This window comes from Acinetobacter sp. QJM3NY_42 (assembly GCF_056173745.1).
In genome coordinates this window covers 1,447,273-1,469,898 of sequence record NZ_CM149689.1, presented here as the reverse complement: position 1 = coordinate 1,469,898, position 22,626 = coordinate 1,447,273, and the positions used below count along the sequence as shown (strand labels likewise).

Here is a 22,626-nt window from a genome sequence, read left to right as displayed (position 1 = left end):
CAGGTATTTAAAATTATTATAAAATTTACTCGAAGCGAGCTATTTGAAGAAGGACGCAGGTAACTCTGCCGAACGGCCACTCAGGCGTTCAAAATCATGACTATCATGCGAGCAAAATATATCAATTTCATGTGCATGGTGCTGATGAAGCTGGCGTAAACGGGCCTGATTAGAGAGACGCGCTTTACGGTCTTTTTCCAGCATGGTCTGGTAAAAACGCAGGCCAGGGGTACAGCATGGGCTGACGGGATCTATTTCCTTATGATAAAAATAGGCATCAGCAGCATTAAGCAGCCATTTATCTCCAGCCTGAATGGCAATGCCGGCATGACCATGTGTATGACCTGAAAGAGGAACAAATAAAATCTCAGGTGGTAACCCATCCAGATCTCTTACTGAATTAAAACCATACCAGCCTTCTCCTGTATCAGGGTTATATACTTTCCATTTCTCGCGATAAGACCACTGCTGTGGACGAAAACGCTGCCGGTCCAGCCAGGTCTTTTGCGAAAGGGCATAATCCCGTTCTGTTTGCATCATATGAACAGTAGCATGGGGAAAATCATCCAGTCCGCCAGCATGGTCAAAATCCAGATGCGATAAAATGATATGTCTTACATCACGCGGGTCATAGCCTAAACGTTCAATCTGCCGGATTGCTGTCATTTCTTCACGCCACTCTGGACTGACCAGAAAACGGAAAAACCAGCCGAGGCGGGTACGTGGAGAAGCAATGTCACGTAATCCAAAACCAGTATCAACCAGTACCAGACTATCAGCTGTTTCAATCAGCACACAGGTACAGGTCAAACGCCCCCGTAACTTGGCATAGGAAAAGCCATCCATCAAAGCACCCCCTAAAGGACAGGTTGAAATACTGTTCAGGAAATGGACACGCATCAGATCATCTCTTTATCAGCTTATATATTTCACTTCTAGCATGGTATAGAGTGAAGTACAGTATCCTAATTTTATGTTTTGTTATAAGTAAATGATTTAGGTAAACTATGATTATTTTTACTTATTATATCAAATAGTTAGTTTTTTTAGACTTGCTCTATAAATAACTATATTTCAGGATGAAAGTCCTTCAGCAGACTTTTATCCCGAAATTTACCTGTATTTATGCAGCGCGTTCAACCAGCGTCAGAATGTCATAGGTTGCTACCAGTTCATTACGCTGGTTTTTAACCTTGATATCCCAGACAACCACACCATGTGGTTTCTGCTCTGGCTCACGTTGAGGTTTTGGCGTTTTTTGCTTACAGGTTAATTCAACCTGAATAGTGTCACCTATTTTTACCGGCTCAACAAAGCGCAGGTTATCCATACCATAATTGGCAATAACCGGTCCTGGTGCTGCCTCTACAAACAGGCCCGCTGCGGCAGATACAACAAAATACCCATGAGCCACGCGTTCACCAAATAATGAATCTGCCGCGGCAATCTTGTCCATATGGGCATAGAAGTGGTCACCACTTAAGCAGGCAAAATTTACGATATCGGCTTCGGTAACTGTCCGACGTGCTGTAAGCAGACGTTCACCAATTTGAAGCTCGTCAAAGCTTTTCTTAAATGGATGTACGCGATCTTCAAACACTCTTGAACCTGCTGTCCAGCTATGTCCAATCTGTGTCATGACGTCAGGTGAGCCCTGAATGGCTGTACGCTGCATATAATATTTGACTGCTCGCAGGCCTCCGAGCTCTTCTCCACCACCTGCACGGCCTGGCCCACCATGAACCAGATGCGGTAAGGGTGAGCCGTGACCGGTACTCTCTTTTGCATTTTCTGTATCCAGAATATGAATACGACCATGCCACGGCGCAATTTTTGCAATCAGACTTTCAATATTTTGCTCTGTATTGCGAACAATTGAAGCAACGAGACTACCTTCACCACGGGCAACCAGCTCAGTCAGCTCAGTTTGGTTTTGATAAGGCATCAAAGTTACAACTGGACCAAAAGCCTCAATCTCGTGCACATATCTTGCAGTGACCGGATTTGAACAGCATAGTAAGGTAGGCGGATAAAATACACCTTTTTCAGGAGAGTCTGAGTGAAACTGAAAATTTTGATCATTATGTCCACCAAAGATAATCTTTGCTTCCTGGCTCAGCAGTTCGACTTTTTCAGCGACATCATATTTTTGTTTGAGACTGGCAAGCGCACCCATCGTCACATTTTCATGTTCTGGATCACCGACTACAACTTTTTCCAGTCGGGCTAGCAGTTTTTGTTGCACTGTATCCAGCAGGAAAGCCGGCACAAAAGCCCGACGAATGGCAGTACATTTCTGCCCGGCTTTTGACGTCATCTCCCGATAAACCTCACGGACGAACAGTTCAATAGTTTCTTCGCTGGCTCCTTCGGTTAAAATGGCACTGTTTACTGAGTCTGCTTCCATGCTGAACGGAATCGAGTAGCGGTTAAGATGAGGGTGGGCGCGTAATTTCTGTCCGGTTGTTGCAGAGCCAGTGAAGGTTACGATATCTTGTGGACCTAACTGTTCTAGCAGGTCATAAGTTTGACCGCATATTAACTGTAAAGTGCCTTCAGGCAGAAAACCACTGGCATAAATAGCCTGAACCACAGCATGTGTAAGTTCTGCGCCTTCTGTCGCAGGTTTAACAATACAAGGGACACCGGCAAGCAGCGCTGGCGCAATTTTCTCTAGCATCCCCCAAACCGGAAAATTAAAGGCATTAATATGTACGGCAACACCAGTCTTAGGGGTAAGTAGATGCTTTGCCCCGAAGGTGCCCTGTTTGGAAAGTGGAATCCAGTTATCTTCAATCAATACTGTTTCATCACTGAGTTCACGGCGTACCAGACTGGAGTAGGCAAACAGTGTACCTATACCACCTTCAATATCGACCCAGGCATCCTTACGGGTACAGCCGGTTGCTTTCGCCAGTTCATAATAGGCCTCCTTACGTTCCAGCAAATATTGTGCTACCTGCTTGAGCGCATGTGCGCGCTGATGAAAACTCCATGTCGCAATAAGTGAACCTTGAGTTTTGGCATAGTTAACCACTGTCTGCATATCAATACCATAACTGCTGACCTGATAAATAGCTTCACCAGTAATGGCGTGATAGACAGTACGTAAATCCTGCTGGGCAATATATTCCTGTCCACAGACAAGCGAGCTTAAGGTTTTTACCGGTCTTCTTGGATTGCCTGCTTGGGTATGATCATTTTCCGTATAAGGTGTACCTGTTTCCAGTTCGAGCATTACAAACTCCATTTTATGATACTTATTTAAATAAATTTTAATTATCCTGTTATATAATTTGATTTCTAAAAATGAAATTGTCAATTAAAATTGAGTCAAAAGAGAAGTAAAAAAACCAGTTAAATTAAAAATTATATAAAAATCAATTTATTAAAAGCTATAAGTAAATTATTTTAAATGATACCTAAAAATTTATATTGATTTAAATTTAGTATCGCTTTAATTTTAAATTATAGCCACTTGGGACAAGTGAGGAAATAATGAAAAATCATGCTGAAGATTTTGAACAAGCCATACAACAAGATATTACCATTGAGCCAAAGAACTGGATGCCAGAAGCGTACCGAAAAACGCTCATTCGCCAGATTGGACAGCATGGCCATTCGGAAATTATAGGTATGCTGCCGGAAGGGAACTGGATTACCCGAGCACCCACCCTGAAACGTAAAGCAGTACTGCTGGCAAAAGTTCAGGATGAAGCAGGTCATGGATTGTATTTATATAGCGCAGCCGAAACACTCGGTGCTGACCGGGACGATATGATGGACAAGCTTATTGCGGGACGCATGAAGTATTCATCTATTTTTAACTATCCAACTTTAAGCTGGGCAGATGTCGCCGCAATTGGCTGGCTGGTCGACGGCGCCGCGATCGTTAATCAGGTAGCCTTGTGCCGTACATCTTACGGGCCATATGCGCGGGCAATGGTACGAATTTGCAAGGAAGAAAGTTTCCATCAGCGGCAGGGATTTGAAGCCATGATGCAGCTTGCAAATGGTACACCTGAACAGAAACAGATGGCACAGGATGCGGTCAACCGTTACTGGTGGCCAGCACTGATGATGTTTGGCCCAAATGATGATAATTCCCCTAACAGTGCACAGAGTATGGCCTGGAAAATTAAACGTTTCAGTAATGACGAGCTGCGCCAGAAATTTGTCGATAACACTGTACCGCAAGTACTACAACTTGGCCTGACTGTACCTGATGAGAAACTGCATTTTAATGAAGAAACTGGCCACTACGAATTTGGCGAGATTAACTGGGAGGAATTTTTTGCTGTGATTGCCGGGAAAGGCCCATGTAACCAGGAACGCATTGATGCCCGCCGTAAAGCATGGGAAGGCGGAAAATGGGTCCGTGAATCTGCTGCTGTATATGCCCAAAAACAGCAGGCACAGCAACAATCTAAAAAGGTTGCCTGAAATCTGGTTTTAGCTATTCAATAAAAACAGGAACAAAACGACATGGAACATAAAAATAACTGGTCATTATATGAAGTCTTCATACGAAGCAAGCAGGGTTTAAGCCACCGTCATGTAGGTAGCCTGCGTGCACCTGATGCTGAAATTGCCTTGCAAAATGCCCGTGATGTTTATACCCGCCGTAATGAAGGCATCAGCATTTGGGTGGTGAAGTCAGAACTGATTACTTCTTCGCAGCCAGATGAGAAACCGGAATTTTTCGATCCCTCTCTGGACAAGGTGTACCGCCATCCAACTTTTTACCATATACCAGATGGCATTGAGCATATGTAAGGAAGGTATTGTATGAATCATCCACTTTTAGCACAGTTTCTTTTACATATTGGCGATAGCCAGCTGATTTTATCGCACCGGCTCTCTGAATGGTGTGGTCATGCACCTGACCTGGAAATTGATATTGCCCTAGCCAATATTGGCCTGGACCTGTTGGGTCAGGCACGGACTGCCTTAAGTCTGGCTGGTGAACTCGAAGGGTTAGGCCGTGATGAAGACAAACTGGCTTATTTTCGTACTGAGCGTGAATACCGTAACCTGCTGCTGTGTGAACAGCCAAATGGTGATTTTGCCCAGACAATTGTCCGCCAATGGCTGATGGATCATTATCATGTACTCCTTTTTACGGCTCTAGCGAAAAGCTCTCAAGCCGAGCTGGCAGCTTTCGCAGCAAAATCATTAAAAGAAGTGAAGTATCACCTGCGGTTTTCTACTGCCTGGATGGAACGCTTGAGTCTGGGAACAGATGAGGCACATGAAAAAACCCAGACAGGATTAAATCAGCTATGGCGCTTTAGCGATGAACTATTTGTTTTAAATGCTGATGAACAGATACTGGTTGAACAACAGGTTCTCATGGACCTTGAACCATTAAAAGCTGAATGGCTTGAACAGACGACTGCTGAAATTGAACGTTTTAAGCTGACTCTTCCGGAAACCGGTGCTTACCGTAGTGGTGGCAGACAGGGTCTACATACTGAACATCTGGGTTATGTACTGGCTGAAATGCAGTATTTGCAGCGTTCATATCCAAATATGAACTGGTAAGCAGGGAACACAGGAGTAACGGGTATGGAGCTAATTAAACACTGTCTGGATGAATGCTGGGAAACTCTGAAACAGGTGGCTGATCCTGAAATTCCGGTTCTTTCAGTCGTTGACCTAGGTATGATCCGTGGAGTGGAACTAAATGAAGAAGATCAAATTATCGTTCGTTTAACTCCAACCTATAGCGGCTGTCCGGCTACAGATCTGCTTAAGGCAGAAATTACCCAGGCATTTACTGTTCAGGGTTTGGTTCCGGTACAGGTAGTAGTGGATCTGTCCGAAGTCTGGACTACTGACTGGATGAGTGAAAGCGGTAAACAGAAATTACAGCAATATGGTATTGCTCCGCCACAGGGTGAAGCACATAGCTGTGGTACCCATGTTGCGCTGTCTGATGGAATTAAGTGCCCACGCTGTCATAGCCAGCATACTAAACTGTTAAGTGAATTCAGTTCTACTGCCTGTAAAGCACTGTACCGATGCCAGCAATGCCTGGAACCTTTTGACTATTTTAAATGTATTTAAATAACCGAATGGTCAAAATAAAGAAGGATTTTTATATGAACCAATTTATTCCGCTAAAAATTAAATCAGTCAGCCCACAAACTGAACAGGCGATCTGTATTGCTTTTGAAATTGCACCTGAACAGCAACAGCAATTTCAATATCAGCCAGGTCAGCATCTGACTATCCGGCATATGAGTGAAACCGGTGAAATCCGTCGCTGCTATTCAATCTGTAGCGATACTCAAGAAGACATGAGTATCGCAATCAAAAAGATTGAACAGGGGCAATTTTCAAACTGGGCCAATAACCGCTTAAAAGCTGGTGATGTGCTGGAGGTCATGCCACCCCAAGGTGTTTTTTTTCAGAAGGCTGCAAAAACTGGCGGAAAAAATTATCTGGCATTCGCAGCAGGTAGCGGTATTACACCTATTCTTTCTATTGTTAAATCAGTCTTGTACCAGCAGGAAAATGCAAATCTTACTTTAATTTATGGTAACCGTTCATGGAAACAAACCATGTTTTCAGAACAGATTATGGACTTAAAAGATCGCTTTAAAGAACGTTTTCAGCTTATCAATATCTTTTCACGGGAAATGAACGACAGCCAGCTGCTTAATGGTCATATCGATACTGAAAAACTGCAACAGCTTTATAGTGCCGGTTTGATTAATCAGGACATTGACCACTGTTTTGCCTGTGGACCGCAGGCCATGATGGATGCCGTCGAGCAGACATTACCGCAGTTCGGTATTGAGCACAGTAAAATTCATACCGAGCGTTTTAATACCGGCACCACAAAAGTAACAACGAGAGAAATTGAAGGCCGTAATGAAGAAAAAGTTCAGATTATTCTGGATGGACGTGAGCTGGTGGTAGAGGTTTCCAGACAGGATGACAGTATTCTGGATGCTGCACTGCGCGCCGGAGCCGATTTACCCTATGCTTGCAAGGGCGGAGTCTGTGCCACCTGTAAGTGCAAGATAATAGCAGGTAAGGTTGATATGGCTGTTAATTATAGTCTGGAAGAGGATGAAATCGCTCAAGGTTATGTCCTGAGCTGTCAGGCACGACCGGTAACAGCCAATGTACGCTTAAGTTTCGATGAATAATCAATCTATTTTAAAATAAAAATCAGGTTCAAAGGGAAATACTGAATGGACTACCAGACAATTCTTGTTGAAGAAAAAAATACTGTGGGCTATTTAAAGTTTAATCGTCCAGAGCAGCTCAACAGTTTTAATGAAGTTATGCATAAGGAAGTTGCTCAGGTCCTCAACAAATGGGCTGTGCAGCCCGATATTCGTGCTGTAGTTATTTCAGCACAAGGTCGAGGTTTTTGTGCCGGGCAGGACCTGAATGACCGGGTAGTCGATCCTGATTCAGCAGTACCAGACCTGGGCCTTTCAATTGAAAAATACTATAACCCGCTCATTAAACTGATTACCGAGATGCCAAAACCGGTTATTTGTGCGGTTAATGGTGTTGCGGCTGGAGCAGGGGCCAATATTGCATTGGCTTGTGATCTGGTTCTGGCAGCGAAGTCAGCCTCATTTATCCAGGTTTTTTGCCGTTTGGGGCTGGTTCCAGACTCTGGAGGCACCTGGTTCTTGCCGCGGCTGGTTGGTCGGGCACAAGCCATGGGACTGGCATTACTGGGAGATAAGATCCCGGCTGAGCAGGCATTACAGCTCGGTATGATCTGGCGGGTAGTTGAAGATGAGCAGTTACAGGTTGAAGCTGAGAAAATGGCTGAACATCTGGCCAAGCAACCAACTTATGGATTGGGATTAATTAAAAAAGCAATCCATGCTGCTGCGCATAATACTCTGGATGAGCAGTTACTTCTTGAACGTGACTTACAGCGTCTGGCAGGCCGTTCAGAGGATTACCGTGAAGGTGTACAGGCCTTTATGCAAAAACGTACACCTGAATACAAAGGCTGCTAGAACAGGCAGGGCTACACAATTCTTAAAGAATATGGATGAAAAGAGCATCGTCTTTTCAGAATCATACAGGCAGGATGACTGTACATGGAGTATAGAATATGAATAACAATACGATGGAATATATTGAAACGGTTTCAACCGATGAGCTGCGCAAGGTACAACTGGAACGCATAAAGAAAACTTTGGTGCATGCCTATCAGAATAGTCCGGTTTACCGGAAAAAATTTGATGATGCAGGCGTGCATCCCGAGGACTTTCAGCATCTGGAAGATCTGGCAAAATTTCCTTTTACCACTAAACAGGATCTGCGTGATCATTATCCGTTCGGCATGTTTGCCGTACCTCAGGAAAAAATTGTAAGGGTACATGCATCCTCAGGTACAACCGGACAGCCAACGGTAGTAGGTTATACGCAAAATGATATTCATACCTGGGCTGATCTGGTTGCCCGCTCGCTAAGAGCTGCTGGCTTAAGTAATCAGGATATTATTCAGGTCTCATATGGTTATGGGCTATTTACAGGAGGTCTGGGTGCACACTATGGAGTGGAACGTCTGGGAGCAACCGTTATTCCCATGTCGGGCGGACAGACAGAGCGTCAGGCACAACTGATTCATGACTTTAAACCAACTGCATTAATGGTTACGCCGTCTTACTGCCTCAATATTATCGAATGTCTGGAAAAGAAATTTAATACTGCAAAAAATACCTCAATTAAAACTGGAATTTTTGGTGCAGAGCCATGGACTAATGAGATGCGCCGTGAAATTGAAGAACGTCTGAATATTGATGCTCTAGATATCTATGGACTTTCTGAAGTTATGGGTCCCGGCGTAGCAATGGAATGTCTAGAAAGTAAAGATGGCCCTACCATCTGGGAAGACCATTTTTATCCGGAAATTATTGATCCTGAAACTGGTGAGGTATTGCCAGATGGTGAGCTGGGAGAACTGGTATTTACCACAATTACCAAAGAAGGTATGCCGGTTATTCGTTACCGTACCCGAGATTTGACGCGTTTACTACCCGGCACTGTACGACCAATGCGCCGTATGGACAAAATCGTCGGACGTAGCGATGATATGATGATTATCCGAGGAGTCAATGTTTTTCCATCACAGATTGAAGAGCAGATTCTGCATATCCCGCAGCTCATTCCCAATTACCAGATTCATATCTGTAAACATGGACATTTAGATAGCCTGCACATACGTGCAGAAATGCGTAAAGAAATTAATGATATGATGGCACATCAACTATCCCAGCAGCTTATCAGTCAGATTAAAATAATGGTGGGTATTACGGTGAGTGTAGAGATAGTGACTGAAGGCACCCTCCCGCGTTCAGAAGGTAAGGCTCAACGGGTGTTTGACATACGGCAATCGGCATAAATCGGTCTAGGTGGTTTATCCTGTGATAAATCACTTCGTTTCAAAGGTGAATTTAAACGTGATGAACCCAAAACTCAAACAAGTCATCGATGATTTTATCAGTAATGAGCCTTTGAGCGGCACTTCGCTCATTATGACTGTATTTGGTGACTGTATTTTCCATCGTGGTGGAATTATCAGTCTCGCCAGCCTGATTCAGCTGATGGATGTATTCGGATTCAACGAACGTTCCGTACGTACAGCCGTGTTCCGGCTGGCACAAAACGGCTGGCTGATTTCTGAAAAAATAGGCAGAACCAGTTATTATCGCGTTACAGAAAGCAGTCGCCAGCGCTTTGTGAATGCTGACCAGAAAATTTATAATCTGAGCCATAAAGAATGGGACCAGAAATGGGACCTGGTGCTACTCAGTTCAGTTGAGCTTGAAAACAAGATTATTTTAAAAAAAGAACTGGAATGGCTCGGTTTCGCCAATATTGCGACCAATGTTATGGCATATCCGGGTTGTGATCATCTTAAACTGCAAAGTCTGCTACTTAACCTAAAAATGAGTGATCAGGTGGTTCTTTTCAAGGCGGAGGCTCTGGAACTCTGGCAAGAGTCTTATCCAACTGTAAAACGTATGGTCGAGACTAACTGGCCGGTGCAGGAATTACATCAGCGTTATGAAAAGTTTATTGGTGATTTTAGAGAAGTCCTGAATCTGATTGAAAGTATAGATGACCTGGACCCAATACAAGCCTTCCAGATCCGTATTTTACTGATTCATCAGTACCGCCGTATTTTACTTAAAGATCCAAATCTGCCTTTTGAATTACTGCCTTCTAACTGGCTTTCACTAACTGCCCGCAATCTTAGCAGTAATGTATATCAAATGGTTTTTCATCCAGCAGAAGATTTTTTTCTGGAGCTGGCCAGAACTGCAGAAGGCTCTATGCCACCAGCACATCCACAGTTTTACAAACGTTTTGGCGGTTTAAAACAGGAAGTTACCATATAGCTTTAGGTAAATAGAATAAATTAAAAGGAAGTAAAAATGCCATGTTATGAGATTGATGGAGTTATTCCGGTAGTAAGCCCCGGAGCCTATATTCACCCAACAGCCGTATTGATTGGTGATGTTATCATTGAAGAGGGAGTATATATTGGTCCATTTGCCAGTCTGCGGGCAGATTTTGGCCGTATACATGTTCGGAAAAATGCGAATATTCAGGACTCATGTACTTTGCATGGCTTCCCGGCCAGTATCACTTTAATTGAAGAGTATGGACATATCGGTCATGGCGCCATTTTACATGGCTGTAAAATTCGTAAAAATGTTCTGGTAGGTATGAATAGCGTCATACTGGATGACGCAGAAATTGGTGAAAATACTATTATTGGTGCCAATAGCACGGTCAAGGCAAAAGCAGTCATTCCTGAAAATGTGCTGGCTTTGGGTAGCCCGGCTAAGGTTATTAGAGTATTAGAAGCCCAAGAAATTGAATGGAAGCGGAAAGGAACTGAAGAGTATATACGTTTGGCTGAGCGTAGCGGGCTTACTTTAAAAGAAGTACAACCTCTGGCTCATGAATATTCTGAACGCAAGACCTATCATGACTTTGAGTCAGAGCATGTCATTAAAGCCGCACTGGATAAAGCTCAGATTTAGTCAATATTTTAGTTAAAAAGTTTAATCCATAAGTAGATGCTGGTATTTGTCAGCCTGTGTTCTTAAAAAATCCCATACCAGCTTGATGCGTGGCTCATGCTGTAAATCTACCAGTGTCAGCATCCAGAAAGTATGAATAAAACGGACTTCTTTGTGCAGTACCTGTTCAAGTTCTGGTTGTTCATCTGCCAAGAATTTGGGCAAAATTGCCAGACCTGCTCCGGCACTAACAGCGATTTGCTGAGCTAAAATACTGCTACTCCTGAAGCTGGCACTCAGTTGTAGGGGCAAACGTTCCAGACAGTACAATTCAGGACTATATATCAGGTCATCGATATAGTTCACAAAACGATGCTGTTTTAAATCTTCAAGCTGATGGATAGGTGAACTGGCCGCCAGATAATCTTTGCTGCCATATATTTTTAAACAGTAATCACTAAGACGGGTAATGATATAAGGCCCGGATTTTGGACGGTCAATCGAAATGACAATATCGGCTTCGCGGTGAGAAAGCTTGATCATTTTAGGTACAGGGATTAAATCAATAGTAAGCAGAGGATACTGTTTGGATAATTCTGCCAATAATTTTGCTAAAAATGCAGTACCAAAGCCTTCTGGTGTGCCAATTCGCACACGACCTTGTAAAGGCTGATGAGGCTTTTCTATCTGCAAAAATGCCTGTTCCATCTGTTCTACTCGTGGAACCAGAGCCAGCCCTTCAAGGGTCAATTCATAACCCGTGGCTTCCCGTTTAAATAACGGCGTTCCTAATGCCAGCTCCAGTGCCTGAATCCGTCTAGATACCGTACTATGTTCTACTCCAATAATACGTGCTGTATTGGTCAGGGTTTTGGCTCGTGCCAATACCAGAAAAAACTGTAGATGATCCCAATCCACTTTCATTTTTATTTTATCCCTTGTGCAAATTTGCACAGTAATCGTGCGCGAATTTGTATTGGTAGTCAAAACCTTCTTTGTTAGTCTCAAGTGAAACCGAAAAGATGAAAATACGGCTTTAGGATATTTTCTGATTACAGCACAACAAGAATATCGCCCATGGAGAGGCTATGAACACAATGACAAATATTCAGACCACAACAGCCAAATTGTTAATTAATGGGCAGTTTGTAGAATCTACTACTTCAGAATGGCAGGATATTATTAATCCGGCCACACAAGAAGTTGTGGGTCGTGTGCCGATGGCGACGCCAGATGAAGTAGAAGCTGCAATTAATGCTGCACAAGACGCTTTTAAAAGCTGGCGTTTAACCCCGATCCAGGCACGTATGCGTATTATGCTCAAGCTGCAAGATTTAATCCGTGACAACATGAAAGAGATTGCCCATGTGCTGACTACTGAGCAGGGTAAAACCCTGGCAGATGCTGAGGGCGATATTCAGCGTGGTCTGGAAGTAGTCGAACATGCCTGTTCAATTGGCACATTACAAATGGGGGAATATGCCGAAGGGGTAGCACGCGGGGTAGATACTTATACCTTACAACAACCGTTAGGAGTCTGTGCCGGTATTACACCTTTTAACTTTCCAGCCATGATTCCCCTCTGGATGTTCCCGATGGCGATTGTATGTGGTAATACATTTGTTCTCAAGCCATCTGAGCAGGACCCGTTATCTACCATGATGCTGGTTGAACTTGCAGTTCAGGCCGGTATTCCGGCAGGCGTATTAAATGTTGTGCATGGTGGCAAAGACGTAGTCGACCGTTTGTGTACACATCAATATATCAAGGCAGTTTCTTTCGTAGGGTCAACCGCTGTTGGAACTCATGTCTATAACCTTGCAGGTCAGCATGGCAAGCGTGTTCAGTCGATGATGGGTGCGAAAAATCATGTGGCTGTCATGCCCGATGCCAATAAAGAGCAAACTCTTAATGCTTTAGTAGGCGCCGCATTTGGAGCTGCCGGGCAACGTTGTATGGCACTGTCTGTAGCTGTTATGGTAGGTGAAAGTAAGAACTGGATTCATGATCTGGTAGAAAAAGCCAAAATGCTGAGTGTAAATGCCGGTCATGAGCCAAATACAGATATTGGACCCGTGATTTCAAAACGTGCAAAAGCCCGAGTGGTAGAGCTCATTAATAGCGGTGTAGAAGAGGGCGCCGAACTTTTACTAGATGGCCGTGATGTTGAGGTTAAAGGCTACGAAAATGGCAACTTTGTTGGCGCTACGATTTTCAACCATGTCAGCACAGACATGCGTATTTATAAAGAAGAAATCTTTGGGCCTGTGCTTTCGATTATCTGTGTGGATACTCTTGAAGAAGCAATCGAACTAATCAATGCCAATCCATTTGGTAATGGCGTTGGTTTGTTTACTCAAAGTGGTGCAACAGCACGTACTTTCCAGAACATGATTGATATTGGCCAGGTTGGTATCAATATTCCGATTCCAGTACCAGTACCGTTCTTCAGTTTTACAGGCTCACGTGGCTCCAAACTTGGAGATCTCGGGCCTTATGGGAAACAGGCTGTCCAGTTCTATACACAGACCAAGACCATTACCAGCCGCTGGTTTGAAGATACGCAGGAAGCAGGCGAAGTAAACACAACCATCAGCTTACGCTAATTCAGGAGTTCAAGGATGAATATTGCTTTTATTGGTCTGGGAAATATGGGCGGGAAAATGGCCCAGAATCTCCTCAAAGCAGGTTTAAATGTCTACGGTTTTGATTTAAGTGAAACTGCAGTTACCTACTTTACAGAGGCTGGAGGGATTGCTTGTGACAGCCCTCAGGCCGCGGCGCGAACGGCAGATGTCGTTATTACCATGTTACCTGCGGCAAAGCATGTAAAGGATGTATATCTGGGGGAAAATGGCGTTTTGGCAGTACTTAAGGCGGGTAGTTTATGTATCGACAGTAGCACCATTGACCCACAAACAATTAAAGATATTGCAGCAAGTGCAGCAGAAAGAGAGATTACTATCTGTGATGCACCAGTTTCTGGTGGAACCATAGGTGCACAGGCAGGAACATTGACCTTTATGGTCGGCACAGATGAGGCTACTTTTATACGGGTTAAAACGGTGTTAAGTCCGATGGGCAAAAACATGGTGCACTGTGGTGATGTAGGTGCAGGACAAATTGCTAAAATCTGTAATAACCTAATTCTAGGCATATCTATGGCCGCCGTCGCTGAAGGCATGGCACTTGGAGTCAAGCTAGGGATTGATCCACAGGCACTTGCTGGTGTTATTAACAGCTCAAGTGGCCGCTGCTGGAGCTTCTGAGGTTTGCAACCCTTGGCCAGATATCTGTGAAAATGCGCCAGCTTCCAAAGGCTATAAGGATGGTTTTGCCACACAATTAATGCTGAAAGATCTTGGTCTGGCGGTTGAAGCAGCGGGGCAGGTCAAACAGCCTGTAGTATTGGGTGGACTGGTGCAGCAGCTTTATCAACAGCTATGCATGCAGGGTAATGCCAACCTCGATTTTTCAAGCGTTATTCAGCAGTATCTTCCAAAACAAGCATAATCATTTAGCCAGTGGATGGCAGAGAATCAAAACACCCGTGTCATGAATAACAATAAAACTAGACTGAGGTAACAATCATGTTGGATTATCAGGATGCAGTAAAAGAATTTGATTTAAATACGGCAGTAAGAAACCTGTTAGCAGGGTCACCGGAACAACTTAATGCATGCCATGAATGTTGTGATCGCCATGCTGATGTAGATAGTGACCAGATTGCATTGTACTGGCAGGGCAAGGATGGGCGAAAGGAACAGTATACATTTGGTCAGTTAAAGCAATGGTCAAGTCAGTTTGCTAATTTTTTAAAATCTCAAGGGGTAAAACCCGGTGACCGGGTATCCGGTTTATTACCCCGAACACCTGAATTACTGGTAACCATTTTAGGCGCTTGGCGTATTGGCGCAGTATATCAGCCCCTGTTTACGGCTTTTGGACCTAAAGCTATAGAACATCGCTTACAGCTGGCAAAAAGCAAACTGGTCATTACCGATATTGGGAACCGTAGTAAGCTCGAAGAAGTCGAACAGTGTCCGCAAATTGTGACCGTGGCAGACCGGGAGGGTAATGTTCCACAGGGTGATCTAAACTTCTGGAATATGGTTAATGCGCAATCTGACCAATGTGAAATGGTTATGCAAACCGTTCAGGACCCGTTCTTGCTCATGTTTACTTCCGGCACAACTGGTCCTGCAAAACCACTGGAAGTACCATTGAAAGCCTTAATCGCTTTTGGCAACTATATGAAGGATGCTATTGGACTGAAAGCTGAAGATGCCTTCTGGAATATTGCTGATCCGGGCTGGGCGTATGGTTTGTACTATGGAATAACCGGACCCTTACTTTTAGGTCATGCCACCTTGTTTTATGAAGGGGGCTTTAGTATCGAAAGCTTATGCCAGATTGTAAATGATTATCAAATTACCAATTTGGCAGGCGCACCTACCGCTTACCGTATGATGATGGCTGCTGACCCTGCACAGATGGGCCAGCTTAAAGGAAAGTTCCGTGTGGTTAGCAGTGCAGGTGAACCCTTAAATCCAGAAGTATTTCGCTGGTTCAGACAGGTTCTGGATGCACCAATTTTTGACCATTATGGCCAGACCGAGGTAGGTATGGTGGTATGTAACCACCATGGACTAAATCATGAGATCCGTGCAGGTACAGCCGGCTTCGCAAGCCCGGGTTACCGTATTGCTGTCGTAGATGAGCAGGGAAGTGAACTTCCTGCAGGTACTCCAGGTATTTTGGCAGTAGACATTAATCAGTCTCCCATGATGTGGTTTGGCGGTTATAAAGAGAGCCGTAAATCTCCTTTCGTAAAGCATTATTACCTTACAGGTGACACTGCCGAACTCCATGAAAATGGCAGTATGAGTTTTGTAGGCAGAAGTGATGATGTCATTACAACTTCGGGTTACCGTATTGGACCTTTCGATGTAGAAAGTGCACTTCTCGAGCATGATGCCGTAATTGAAGCAGCTGTGGTTGGAGTACCTGACCCGGAGCGCACTGAAATTGTAAAAGCTTTCGTCGTTCTGGCAGAAGGCAGAGCTCCCTCAGATGAGCTGTCAGAGCAGCTTGGACAATTTGTAAAAAAACGTCTATCCGCCCATGCTTACCCAAGACAGGTTGAATTCGTGACCGAACTCCCTAAAACGCCAAGCGGAAAGATACAGCGCTTTTTACTACGTAATCAGGAAATCGCAAAACAGCAGGCAAACAGCAAGGCTGTCTGATGAGGCAATACCTCATTCATAAAGAGGATAACTTACTCAAGGATCATGAGATGCAATTTACGGAAGAACAGTTATTAATTCAGGATATGGCAAGAAGTTTTGCGCAGGAACAAATCAAGCCCAAAGCAGCCGAGTGGGATAAACATAGTACTTTTCCTAAAGAAGTCTTATCGCAAATGGGCAAGCTGGGTCTTATGGGTATGCTTATTCCAGAGCAGTGGGGTGGTTCAGACACCGGGAATCTGGCCTATGTGTTGGCCCTTGAAGAAATTGCGGCTGCAGATGGTGCAACCTCGACCATTATGAGTGTCCATAATTCTGTTGGTTGTGTACCTATAGCTAAATTTGGCACAGCCGAGCAAAAACAGAAATATCTGATGCCATTGGCTCAAGGTGAGATGATTGGCGCATTTGCACTGACTGAACCTCATACCGGTTCAGATGCAGCTGCTATCAAAACCCGTGCGGTAAAAAATGGAGATGACTGGATTATTAATGGTGCCAAGCAGTTCATTACTTCTGGAAATAATGCAGGAGTTATTATTGTGTTTGCCATAACTGATCCGGAAGCAGGTAAAAAAGGAATCAGTGCATTTATTGTGCCTCGTGAAACACAAGGCTATGAAGTCGTTCGTACCGAGGAAAAGCTTGGCTTACATGCTTCAGATACCTGCCAGATTGCCTTAACTAATGTACGTGTACCTAATACTTTAATGTTGGGACAACAAGGTGAAGGGCTGAAAATTGCACTTTCCAATCTGGAAGGGGGCCGTATTGGAATTGCCGCGCAAGCTGTTGGACTGGCACGTGCTGCACTTGAAGAAGCGACCCGGTATGCTAAAGAACGCATTACCTTTGGCCAGCCTATTTTTGAACATCAGGCTATTGCATTTCGTTTAGCCAGTATGGCGACAGAAATTGAAGCAGCCCGTCAACTGGTTCATCATGCAGCCCGTCTTAAAGAAGCAGGTAAACCCTGTCTGAATGAAGCGTCTATGGCGAAATTATTTTCTTCGGAAATGGCAGAGCGGGTATGTTCGTCAGCTTTACAAATTTTTGGCGGCTATGGCTATTTAAAAGACTTTCCTATTGAGCGGATTTATCGTGATGCTCGTATTTGTCAGATCTATGAAGGTACAAGCGATATTCAGCGTCTGGTGATTGCGCGTAGCCTATAAGGTTCTAACAGTTTGGAAGGATTATAAAAATATAAGGATGAAGTATGCAGTTTGAAACAATCTTACTAGAAAAACGTAACGGGGTAGGCCTCATTACCTTGAACCGGCCTAAGGCCTTGAATGCATTAAATTCCGAGTTGATCGGTGAAATAAATCTAGCACTTGATGATCTGGAAAAAGATCAAGAAATTGGCTGCATGGTTTTGGCAGGTTCAGAAAAAGCTTTTGCTGCGGGCGCAGATATCAAGGAAATGGCTGAGCTTACCTTTCCCGGAATTTATCTTGATGATTTTTTTAACCTTGCCGACCGAATTGCACAGCGCCGTAAACCTTTAATTGCAGCAGTAAGCGGTTATGCGTTAGGGGGCGGCTGTGAATTAGCATTAATGTGCGATTTTATTTGCTGTGCAGATAATGCCAAGTTTGGCTTGCCAGAATTAACTTTAGGTGTGATACCGGGTATAGGGGGCACACAACGCCTGACACTTGCAGTAGATAAAGCCAAAGCAATGGAAATGTGCCTGACCGCACGCCAGATGGAGGCTGTTGAAGCAGAGCAGTGCGGTCTGGTTGCCCGCATTTTCAGTAAAGAGCAACTGCTAGAACAGACCATGCAGGCAGCTGAAAAAATTGCATCCAAATCTTTAACTGCAAGCATGATGATTAAAGAGTCGATTAATCGTGCCTTTGAAGTAAATCTGGCTGAAGGTCTACGCTTTGAACGCCGTGCTTTTCATTCTGTATTTGCAACGCTAGATCAGAAAGAGGGTATGCAGGCATTTATTGAAAAGCGCCAGGCTCATTTTAAAAATCAATAGGAGAATGATGAGATGGATATGGAAAAGCATTTAATCATCGAACAGCAGGGCGTTCTGGGAATAATTAGTCTAAACCGTGTCGCAAATCTTAATGCACTTTCAATTGAGATGATTCATCAGATTCATATGCAATTTGAGACATGGCAACAGGATCATTCCATTCAGGCTATATTGATTAAATCAAACAGTCCAAAAGCTTTTTGCGCAGGTGGCGATATTCGTTATCTGTATGATAATTATAAAAACCAAACTGAAGCGCATAAAGCATATTTTAGTGCTGAATACGACATGCTTAACATGATTCGTGATTATCAGAAACCGGTTATAGTCATACTGGATGGCTATGTGCTGGGTGGAGGTTTTGGTCTGGCACAGGCCTGTCATATTATTGTGAGTAGTGAAAAGTCACGTTTTGCCATGCCGGAAACAGCAATCGGCTTTTTCCCTGATGTTGCAGCAACACACTTTCTATCTCGTCTTGATGATATCGGCGTCTATATGGCGATTACCGGCGAGCAAATCAGCAGTAGTGATGCACTTTATCTTGATCTGATTGACTACCATGTGCCTGGAGAAAAACTTCAGGCTTTACAGAATGAGCTGGCTCATTCATCCAGTTTAAATAAAGAAAAAATACAACAGATGGTTAGAAAGTATATTACCCGTCCTGCTGAGAGTGATCTAAGTTCACGGTCTGAAAATATTCGAAAACATTTTGGTTTTAAAAATTTGCAGGATATCGAACAGAGTCTGGAAAATGAACAAGACGAGCAGTACAAGGCATGGACAAATAAAATACTGATTACCTTGCAGCAGCGTTCCCTGATTGCGAAACAGACCAGCCTGAAACTACAGCACTTAGGACGAAGTTTGTCATTACAACAATGCATGCAGATTGAGCGTGATTTACAAGATATCTGGTTTGAACATGGTGATTTTATTGAAGGTGTCCGTGCACTTATTGTTGATAAAGACAAACAGCCGCAATGGAAAAAGGAGAATCCAGAACTTGAACAAATTCTAGAGCGACTCGGCTGAGTCATTCATACATAAGTTAATACATTCAAGGAGACTAGAGAGAAACTGAAAATACTTATGGTCAGGGCTGATTATACGTATAAAAACTCAAAACAAGAAAATCTAAAAAGGAATATGACAATGCAAACAATACATGGAAACGGTTCGCATTCTAAAAAGTCTTCTCACCGCCTGGCAGGCATTTCAAGTATGGTAGGGACGACTATTGAATGGTATGACTTTTTTATTTATGGTGCTGCTGCTGCACTCATTTTTAATAAACTATTTTTTCCAAACCTTGATCCGCTCACCGGTGTACTCGCAGCTTTTGCAACCTACGCTGTCGGATTTATTGGTCGACCATTAGGCGGTATTGTATTTGGCCATTTTGGTGACAAGGTTGGCCGAAAATCCATGTTATTAGTGACTTTAATGTTAATGGGTATCCCGACAGTCATAATCGGACTGTTACCTACATTTGAGTCGATTGGTTACTGGGCTACGGTTTGTCTGATTATTTTAAGATTTATTCAGGGTATGGCGATGGGCGGCGAATGGGGCGGGGCAGTTCTCATGGCTGTTGAACATGCTCCAGAAGGTGGAAAGGGTTTTTGGGGAAGTTTACCACAGGCCAGTACTGGAGGCGGTTTAATGCTGGCTTCGGTGGCTTTGGGTCTAGTGTCTTTACTACCCGAGGAAGCATTGTTTAGCTGGGGCTGGCGCTTACCATTTTTAGCCAGTATAGTGCTGTTGGCGGTAGGTTGGTATATCCGGGTGAAAGTTCCTGAGTCGCCAGACTTTGAAAAAATTAAAGAAAAAGCGAAAGAAGTTAAAGTTCCTGCATTACAGGTGTTTAAAAATCATCCAAAACAGTTAATTACAATTATTCTATCACGCGCTGCTGAAAATGCCTGGTTCTACTTGGCTTCCACCTTTGCTTTAGCCTATACCACCACGCAGTTAAATATTCCTAGACAAGATATTCTATTTGCAACAATTTGTGGCGCTGCTGTCATTATGGTAATGACTCCATTATGCGGACATTTATCCGATAAAGTCGGCCAGCGTAATATGTTCAGATTTGGTCTTTGTATGCTTGCACTATATAGCTATCCATTCTTTGCGATGTTAAATACAAAAGATCCTGTTTTAGTATGGACAGCAATCGTATTGGCAATTGGTGTAATTTTTCCAATTATGTATGCACCGCAGTCACAATTATTTGCTCGCCAATTTCCTGCTGAAATTCGCTATAGCGGTATTTCAATTTCGGTACAATTTGCAGGTGTGTTAGGTGGCGGTTTGGCGCCATTGATTGCTACAAAGCTATTGAGTATTGGTGAAGGAAGTCCGCACTTAATTATTATGTATATTATAAGCTTTGCAGTATTGGCAATTATTGCTTCTTCATTCTTAAAGCCTGACCAGAAGCTCAAGCCTACAGAAACGTTTACACAGAAAGAAATTAAAACTTTATAGAGCTTTCTAAAAGCTTTTAACAAGTTTTACTGAAGCTGGATTTTTGAATACCGTTATACAAAGTGTATGGCGGTATTTTTATAGGATTTAACTTTACCACAGCATTTCGCATAATGTGTGCAGGATTATGTTACTTGCACTTCACATTGCTACAAATAAAAATGCTCAATGGTATCTCCAGTGAGCATTTTTTTTGTCAATGTTGCTACGATAGGCAGAGCAGAGAAGTGCATTTAACATCAATCTGCATTATGCGAAATTAGCAGTCGAGGGGAGTCCACGTTTTCTAATGGTGGACTCTAGTCCGGAATTCCGGAATTATTTGATGATTTTCACTTTACCACTGCTGCCTACTTCTAATAATTCTAGGCCTTCATCGATTAGAATATGAACAATTTCACTATCTCTAAGTGGCTGTTGACCTTTTTGAATTAAGACTTTATTTAATTCAACAGCTTTTTTTCTTAATTGCTCTTGTTCCTCATCATTTATCCTGACGCTTTTAACCATCGTTTTCATACCTAATTTCCTAAATGTGGAAAATCATACATGTATTTTTGCATGCATGTATTGTATATGCATGCATACTTGTGTTAATTTCCGCCTATTGCATTCCTGCATGCATGTGGACACATTTAATGAACGATCATATTTGCATAAACATTCCATTCGCTGATCAATACGTTGTATGTGATCAGGAAGGTCGTTATGCATTTATTAATTTTGATCCTTTATGTATGGATATTCCGCTTGCATCACGTTCAGTACATATGAATGTAGATGGTACGCTCAATGCTTCAGCTTTATTTCATCCTTATGAGTCATTGCCAACACATTACACAGGCATGGCTTGTAAGGTTTTTTTTGACTCTGCATATTTTCCTTATGTTCAGATTAAGGCCAGTCCTGCGAAGTTACTCCAAGGACATAATGTATTCGCTGACATTTCGTTAGAGCAGGGTGCTGCTGAAATGCTTGGCTATTTGCATATGGCTTATCCTGAAATTTGTAAGAAGTTAGATATATCTAAAGCTTGGGTTTCATACATAGATGTTACTTATTCAGCACGTGTCAAAGATCAACATACTGCTAAGCAAGTTCTTGAGTTTTTGAGCCGTGTATCAAATGGCCAAACAAGAATTAGTAATAAACGTTATGACAGTACAACTTACTGGGGCGGGGAGACTTCGCGATTAATTAATCATAAATGCTATCTCAAGCATGATGAATATATTGTCCAGTTTGAGCATCAGAAACAGCTTGCAAAAAAGAACGATAAAGCAGCGATGCGAGTCGTAGAAGTTATGTCTGATATTCGTTTATACAATTGGACTGTCGGTTTATTACGTTTTGAATCACGTATGAAGAAACGTTGGTTAGAACGTAATGGTATACCTACCAACTTGATCGAATTAATTAAATTCGAGCGAGATAATCCTAATCTTTTGCAAACACTTTGGATAAAAGCCACAAGTAGTATTTTTGATGCTCTGAGAGGTCAAACTATGAAATTAACTGATGATTCTAGTGTTTATCGTGCAATTGAAACTTCTCAAGTAGTTTTAACTAAAAACGGTAAACCATCTCCAACACGTATTCGCAATTTATTTGCTGCTTTCTGTCTGATCCGAGAGAAAGGTTTAGAAGAAATTAAAACGACTTACGGTAAAACTCAATTTTATAAATTAGTTGCCGACTTATGTGAGTGTGGCTTTTCAAAAGCTTATCTCCAGAACCTTCATGATGAGAAGGCCAAAAACATCATTCCGTTCGTGAAGCTCGTTGAGATCGACTTCAATCAACAACTGCCTGATTGGTATGAAAAGCCACAGAGTAAGTTTAATTATCTAATTGCTTAGGAGCATAT

The 22,626-nt window shown here is 43.0% G+C and carries 20 protein-coding genes and 1 pseudogene; 17 read left to right on the top strand and 4 right to left on the bottom strand.

The features are described from left to right. Positions 1-39 precede the first annotated feature (39 nt). Both AC0VYT_RS06875 and paaZ read right to left on the bottom strand, forming a co-directional pair. Positions 40-900, bottom strand: a complete 861-nt coding sequence (locus AC0VYT_RS06875; protein WP_005014234.1) for an MBL fold metallo-hydrolase — start codon at positions 898-900, stop codon at positions 40-42. Positions 901-1,123: 223 nt separating this feature from the next. Continuing rightward, a complete protein-coding gene (gene paaZ / locus AC0VYT_RS06870; RefSeq protein WP_005014236.1) occupies positions 1,124-3,238 on the bottom strand; it encodes a phenylacetic acid degradation bifunctional protein PaaZ in 2,115 nt (704 codons plus the stop codon). Positions 3,239-3,498: 260 nt separating this feature from the next. Between paaZ and paaA the strand changes: the two genes are divergently transcribed. The 9 genes from paaA to AC0VYT_RS06825 all read left to right on the top strand — a co-directional run bounded on the left by paaA (position 3,499) and on the right by AC0VYT_RS06825 (position 11,039). After that, positions 3,499-4,443 carry a 1,2-phenylacetyl-CoA epoxidase subunit PaaA gene (gene paaA / locus AC0VYT_RS06865; RefSeq protein ID WP_005014240.1) on the top strand — a complete coding sequence of 315 codons (945 nt, stop codon included), beginning with the start codon at positions 3,499-3,501 and terminating at the stop codon, positions 4,441-4,443. A 42-nt stretch (positions 4,444-4,485) separates the two neighbouring features. Further along, positions 4,486-4,776, top strand: coding sequence for a 1,2-phenylacetyl-CoA epoxidase subunit PaaB (gene paaB, locus AC0VYT_RS06860; protein WP_005014243.1), 291 nt, complete (start codon positions 4,486-4,488; stop codon positions 4,774-4,776). 12 nt (positions 4,777-4,788) lie between these two features. Further along, positions 4,789-5,544, top strand: a complete 756-nt coding sequence (gene paaC / locus AC0VYT_RS06855) for a 1,2-phenylacetyl-CoA epoxidase subunit PaaC (RefSeq protein ID WP_005014245.1) — start codon at positions 4,789-4,791, stop codon at positions 5,542-5,544. Positions 5,545-5,568: 24 nt separating this feature from the next. Then, the gene (gene paaD / locus AC0VYT_RS06850) at positions 5,569-6,069 is read left to right on the top strand and encodes a 1,2-phenylacetyl-CoA epoxidase subunit PaaD (protein ID WP_005014246.1); all 501 of its coding nucleotides are present in this window, start codon (positions 5,569-5,571) and stop codon (positions 6,067-6,069) included. A 35-nt stretch (positions 6,070-6,104) separates the two neighbouring features. Then, complete coding sequence (paaE, locus tag AC0VYT_RS06845) at positions 6,105-7,160, top strand: 1,2-phenylacetyl-CoA epoxidase subunit PaaE (RefSeq protein WP_005014249.1); 1,056 nt, start codon at positions 6,105-6,107, stop codon at positions 7,158-7,160. A gap of 45 nt (positions 7,161-7,205) precedes the next feature. Continuing rightward, positions 7,206-7,997, top strand: a complete 792-nt coding sequence (paaG, locus tag AC0VYT_RS06840) for a 2-(1,2-epoxy-1,2-dihydrophenyl)acetyl-CoA isomerase PaaG (RefSeq protein ID WP_005014252.1) — start codon at positions 7,206-7,208, stop codon at positions 7,995-7,997. 98 nt (positions 7,998-8,095) lie between these two features. Continuing rightward, positions 8,096-9,388, top strand: a complete 1,293-nt coding sequence (gene paaK, locus AC0VYT_RS06835; protein ID WP_005014254.1) for a phenylacetate--CoA ligase PaaK — start codon at positions 8,096-8,098, stop codon at positions 9,386-9,388. A gap of 61 nt (positions 9,389-9,449) precedes the next feature. Then, entirely contained in the window at positions 9,450-10,388 is a 939-nt protein-coding gene (gene paaX / locus AC0VYT_RS06830) for a phenylacetic acid degradation operon negative regulatory protein PaaX (protein ID WP_005014257.1), read from the top strand. A 36-nt stretch (positions 10,389-10,424) separates the two neighbouring features. Further along, the gene (locus tag AC0VYT_RS06825; protein ID WP_005014259.1) at positions 10,425-11,039 is read left to right on the top strand and encodes a carbonic anhydrase; all 615 of its coding nucleotides are present in this window, start codon (positions 10,425-10,427) and stop codon (positions 11,037-11,039) included. A gap of 21 nt (positions 11,040-11,060) precedes the next feature. Here AC0VYT_RS06825 and AC0VYT_RS06820 read toward each other — a convergent pair whose 3' ends face one another. Next, on the bottom strand, positions 11,061-11,942 hold the full coding sequence (locus tag AC0VYT_RS06820) for a LysR family transcriptional regulator (RefSeq protein ID WP_005014261.1): 882 nt from the start codon (positions 11,940-11,942) through the stop codon (positions 11,061-11,063). Positions 11,943-12,106: 164 nt separating this feature from the next. On the opposite strand from AC0VYT_RS06820, the gene AC0VYT_RS06815 reads away from it, so the two are divergent. The 7 genes and pseudogenes from AC0VYT_RS06815 to AC0VYT_RS06785 all read left to right on the top strand — a co-directional run bounded on the left by AC0VYT_RS06815 (position 12,107) and on the right by AC0VYT_RS06785 (position 20,759). After that, a complete protein-coding gene (locus AC0VYT_RS06815) occupies positions 12,107-13,624 on the top strand; it encodes a CoA-acylating methylmalonate-semialdehyde dehydrogenase (RefSeq protein WP_005014262.1) in 1,518 nt (505 codons plus the stop codon). Between the two features lie 15 nt (positions 13,625-13,639). Continuing rightward, positions 13,640-14,531: pseudogene (gene mmsB, locus AC0VYT_RS06810) on the top strand (3-hydroxyisobutyrate dehydrogenase). Between the two features lie 77 nt (positions 14,532-14,608). Next, entirely contained in the window at positions 14,609-16,267 is a 1,659-nt protein-coding gene (locus AC0VYT_RS06805) for an AMP-binding protein (protein ID WP_005014266.1), read from the top strand. Positions 16,268-16,317: 50 nt separating this feature from the next. Beyond that, positions 16,318-17,445, top strand: coding sequence for an acyl-CoA dehydrogenase family protein (locus tag AC0VYT_RS06800; RefSeq protein WP_005014268.1), 1,128 nt, complete (start codon positions 16,318-16,320; stop codon positions 17,443-17,445). Positions 17,446-17,489: 44 nt separating this feature from the next. Next, a complete protein-coding gene (locus AC0VYT_RS06795; RefSeq protein ID WP_005014270.1) occupies positions 17,490-18,263 on the top strand; it encodes an enoyl-CoA hydratase in 774 nt (257 codons plus the stop codon). A 12-nt stretch (positions 18,264-18,275) separates the two neighbouring features. Next, positions 18,276-19,301 (top strand): enoyl-CoA hydratase/isomerase family protein, encoded by a 1,026-nt coding sequence (locus AC0VYT_RS06790; protein ID WP_005014272.1) that lies wholly within the window; start codon positions 18,276-18,278, stop codon positions 19,299-19,301. Positions 19,302-19,421: 120 nt separating this feature from the next. Further along, positions 19,422-20,759 (top strand): MFS transporter, encoded by a 1,338-nt coding sequence (locus tag AC0VYT_RS06785; protein ID WP_005014273.1) that lies wholly within the window; start codon positions 19,422-19,424, stop codon positions 20,757-20,759. A 318-nt stretch (positions 20,760-21,077) separates the two neighbouring features. Here the strand turns inward: AC0VYT_RS06785 and AC0VYT_RS06780 are convergent, their stop codons facing one another. Next, on the bottom strand, positions 21,078-21,278 hold the full coding sequence (locus tag AC0VYT_RS06780; RefSeq protein ID WP_005014276.1) for a hypothetical protein: 201 nt from the start codon (positions 21,276-21,278) through the stop codon (positions 21,078-21,080). 119 nt (positions 21,279-21,397) lie between these two features. Between AC0VYT_RS06780 and AC0VYT_RS06775 the strand changes: the two genes are divergently transcribed. After that, positions 21,398-22,618: a phage/plasmid replication protein, II/X family gene (locus tag AC0VYT_RS06775; RefSeq protein WP_005014279.1), complete on the top strand. Its 1,221-nt coding sequence runs from the start codon at positions 21,398-21,400 to the stop codon at positions 22,616-22,618. Positions 22,619-22,626: the final 8 nt, after the last annotated feature.

Coding starts and splice junctions, on each gene's coding strand:
- paaB (WP_005014243.1), top strand. CDS start 4,486: ATGGAACATAAAAATAACTGGTCATTATATGAAGTCTTCATACGAAGC.
- paaC (WP_005014245.1), top strand. CDS start 4,789: ATGAATCATCCACTTTTAGCACAGTTTCTTTTACATATTGGCGATAGC.
- AC0VYT_RS06775 (WP_005014279.1), top strand. CDS start 21,398: ATGAACGATCATATTTGCATAAACATTCCATTCGCTGATCAATACGTT.
- AC0VYT_RS06785 (WP_005014273.1), top strand. CDS start 19,422: ATGCAAACAATACATGGAAACGGTTCGCATTCTAAAAAGTCTTCTCAC.
- paaK (WP_005014254.1), top strand. CDS start 8,096: ATGAATAACAATACGATGGAATATATTGAAACGGTTTCAACCGATGAG.
- AC0VYT_RS06795 (WP_005014270.1), top strand. CDS start 17,490: ATGCAGTTTGAAACAATCTTACTAGAAAAACGTAACGGGGTAGGCCTC.
- paaA (WP_005014240.1), top strand. CDS start 3,499: ATGAAAAATCATGCTGAAGATTTTGAACAAGCCATACAACAAGATATT.
- AC0VYT_RS06820 (WP_005014261.1), bottom strand. CDS start 11,942: ATGAAAGTGGATTGGGATCATCTACAGTTTTTTCTGGTATTGGCACGA.
- paaE (WP_005014249.1), top strand. CDS start 6,105: ATGAACCAATTTATTCCGCTAAAAATTAAATCAGTCAGCCCACAAACT.
- AC0VYT_RS06800 (WP_005014268.1), top strand. CDS start 16,318: ATGCAATTTACGGAAGAACAGTTATTAATTCAGGATATGGCAAGAAGT.
- paaD (WP_005014246.1), top strand. CDS start 5,569: ATGGAGCTAATTAAACACTGTCTGGATGAATGCTGGGAAACTCTGAAA.
- AC0VYT_RS06780 (WP_005014276.1), bottom strand. CDS start 21,278: ATGAAAACGATGGTTAAAAGCGTCAGGATAAATGATGAGGAACAAGAG.
- paaX (WP_005014257.1), top strand. CDS start 9,450: ATGAACCCAAAACTCAAACAAGTCATCGATGATTTTATCAGTAATGAG.
- paaG (WP_005014252.1), top strand. CDS start 7,206: ATGGACTACCAGACAATTCTTGTTGAAGAAAAAAATACTGTGGGCTAT.
- AC0VYT_RS06790 (WP_005014272.1), top strand. CDS start 18,276: ATGGATATGGAAAAGCATTTAATCATCGAACAGCAGGGCGTTCTGGGA.
- AC0VYT_RS06815 (WP_005014262.1), top strand. CDS start 12,107: ATGAACACAATGACAAATATTCAGACCACAACAGCCAAATTGTTAATT.
- paaZ (WP_005014236.1), bottom strand. CDS start 3,238: ATGCTCGAACTGGAAACAGGTACACCTTATACGGAAAATGATCATACC.
- AC0VYT_RS06805 (WP_005014266.1), top strand. CDS start 14,609: ATGTTGGATTATCAGGATGCAGTAAAAGAATTTGATTTAAATACGGCA.
- AC0VYT_RS06825 (WP_005014259.1), top strand. CDS start 10,425: ATGCCATGTTATGAGATTGATGGAGTTATTCCGGTAGTAAGCCCCGGA.
- AC0VYT_RS06875 (WP_005014234.1), bottom strand. CDS start 900: ATGCGTGTCCATTTCCTGAACAGTATTTCAACCTGTCCTTTAGGGGGT.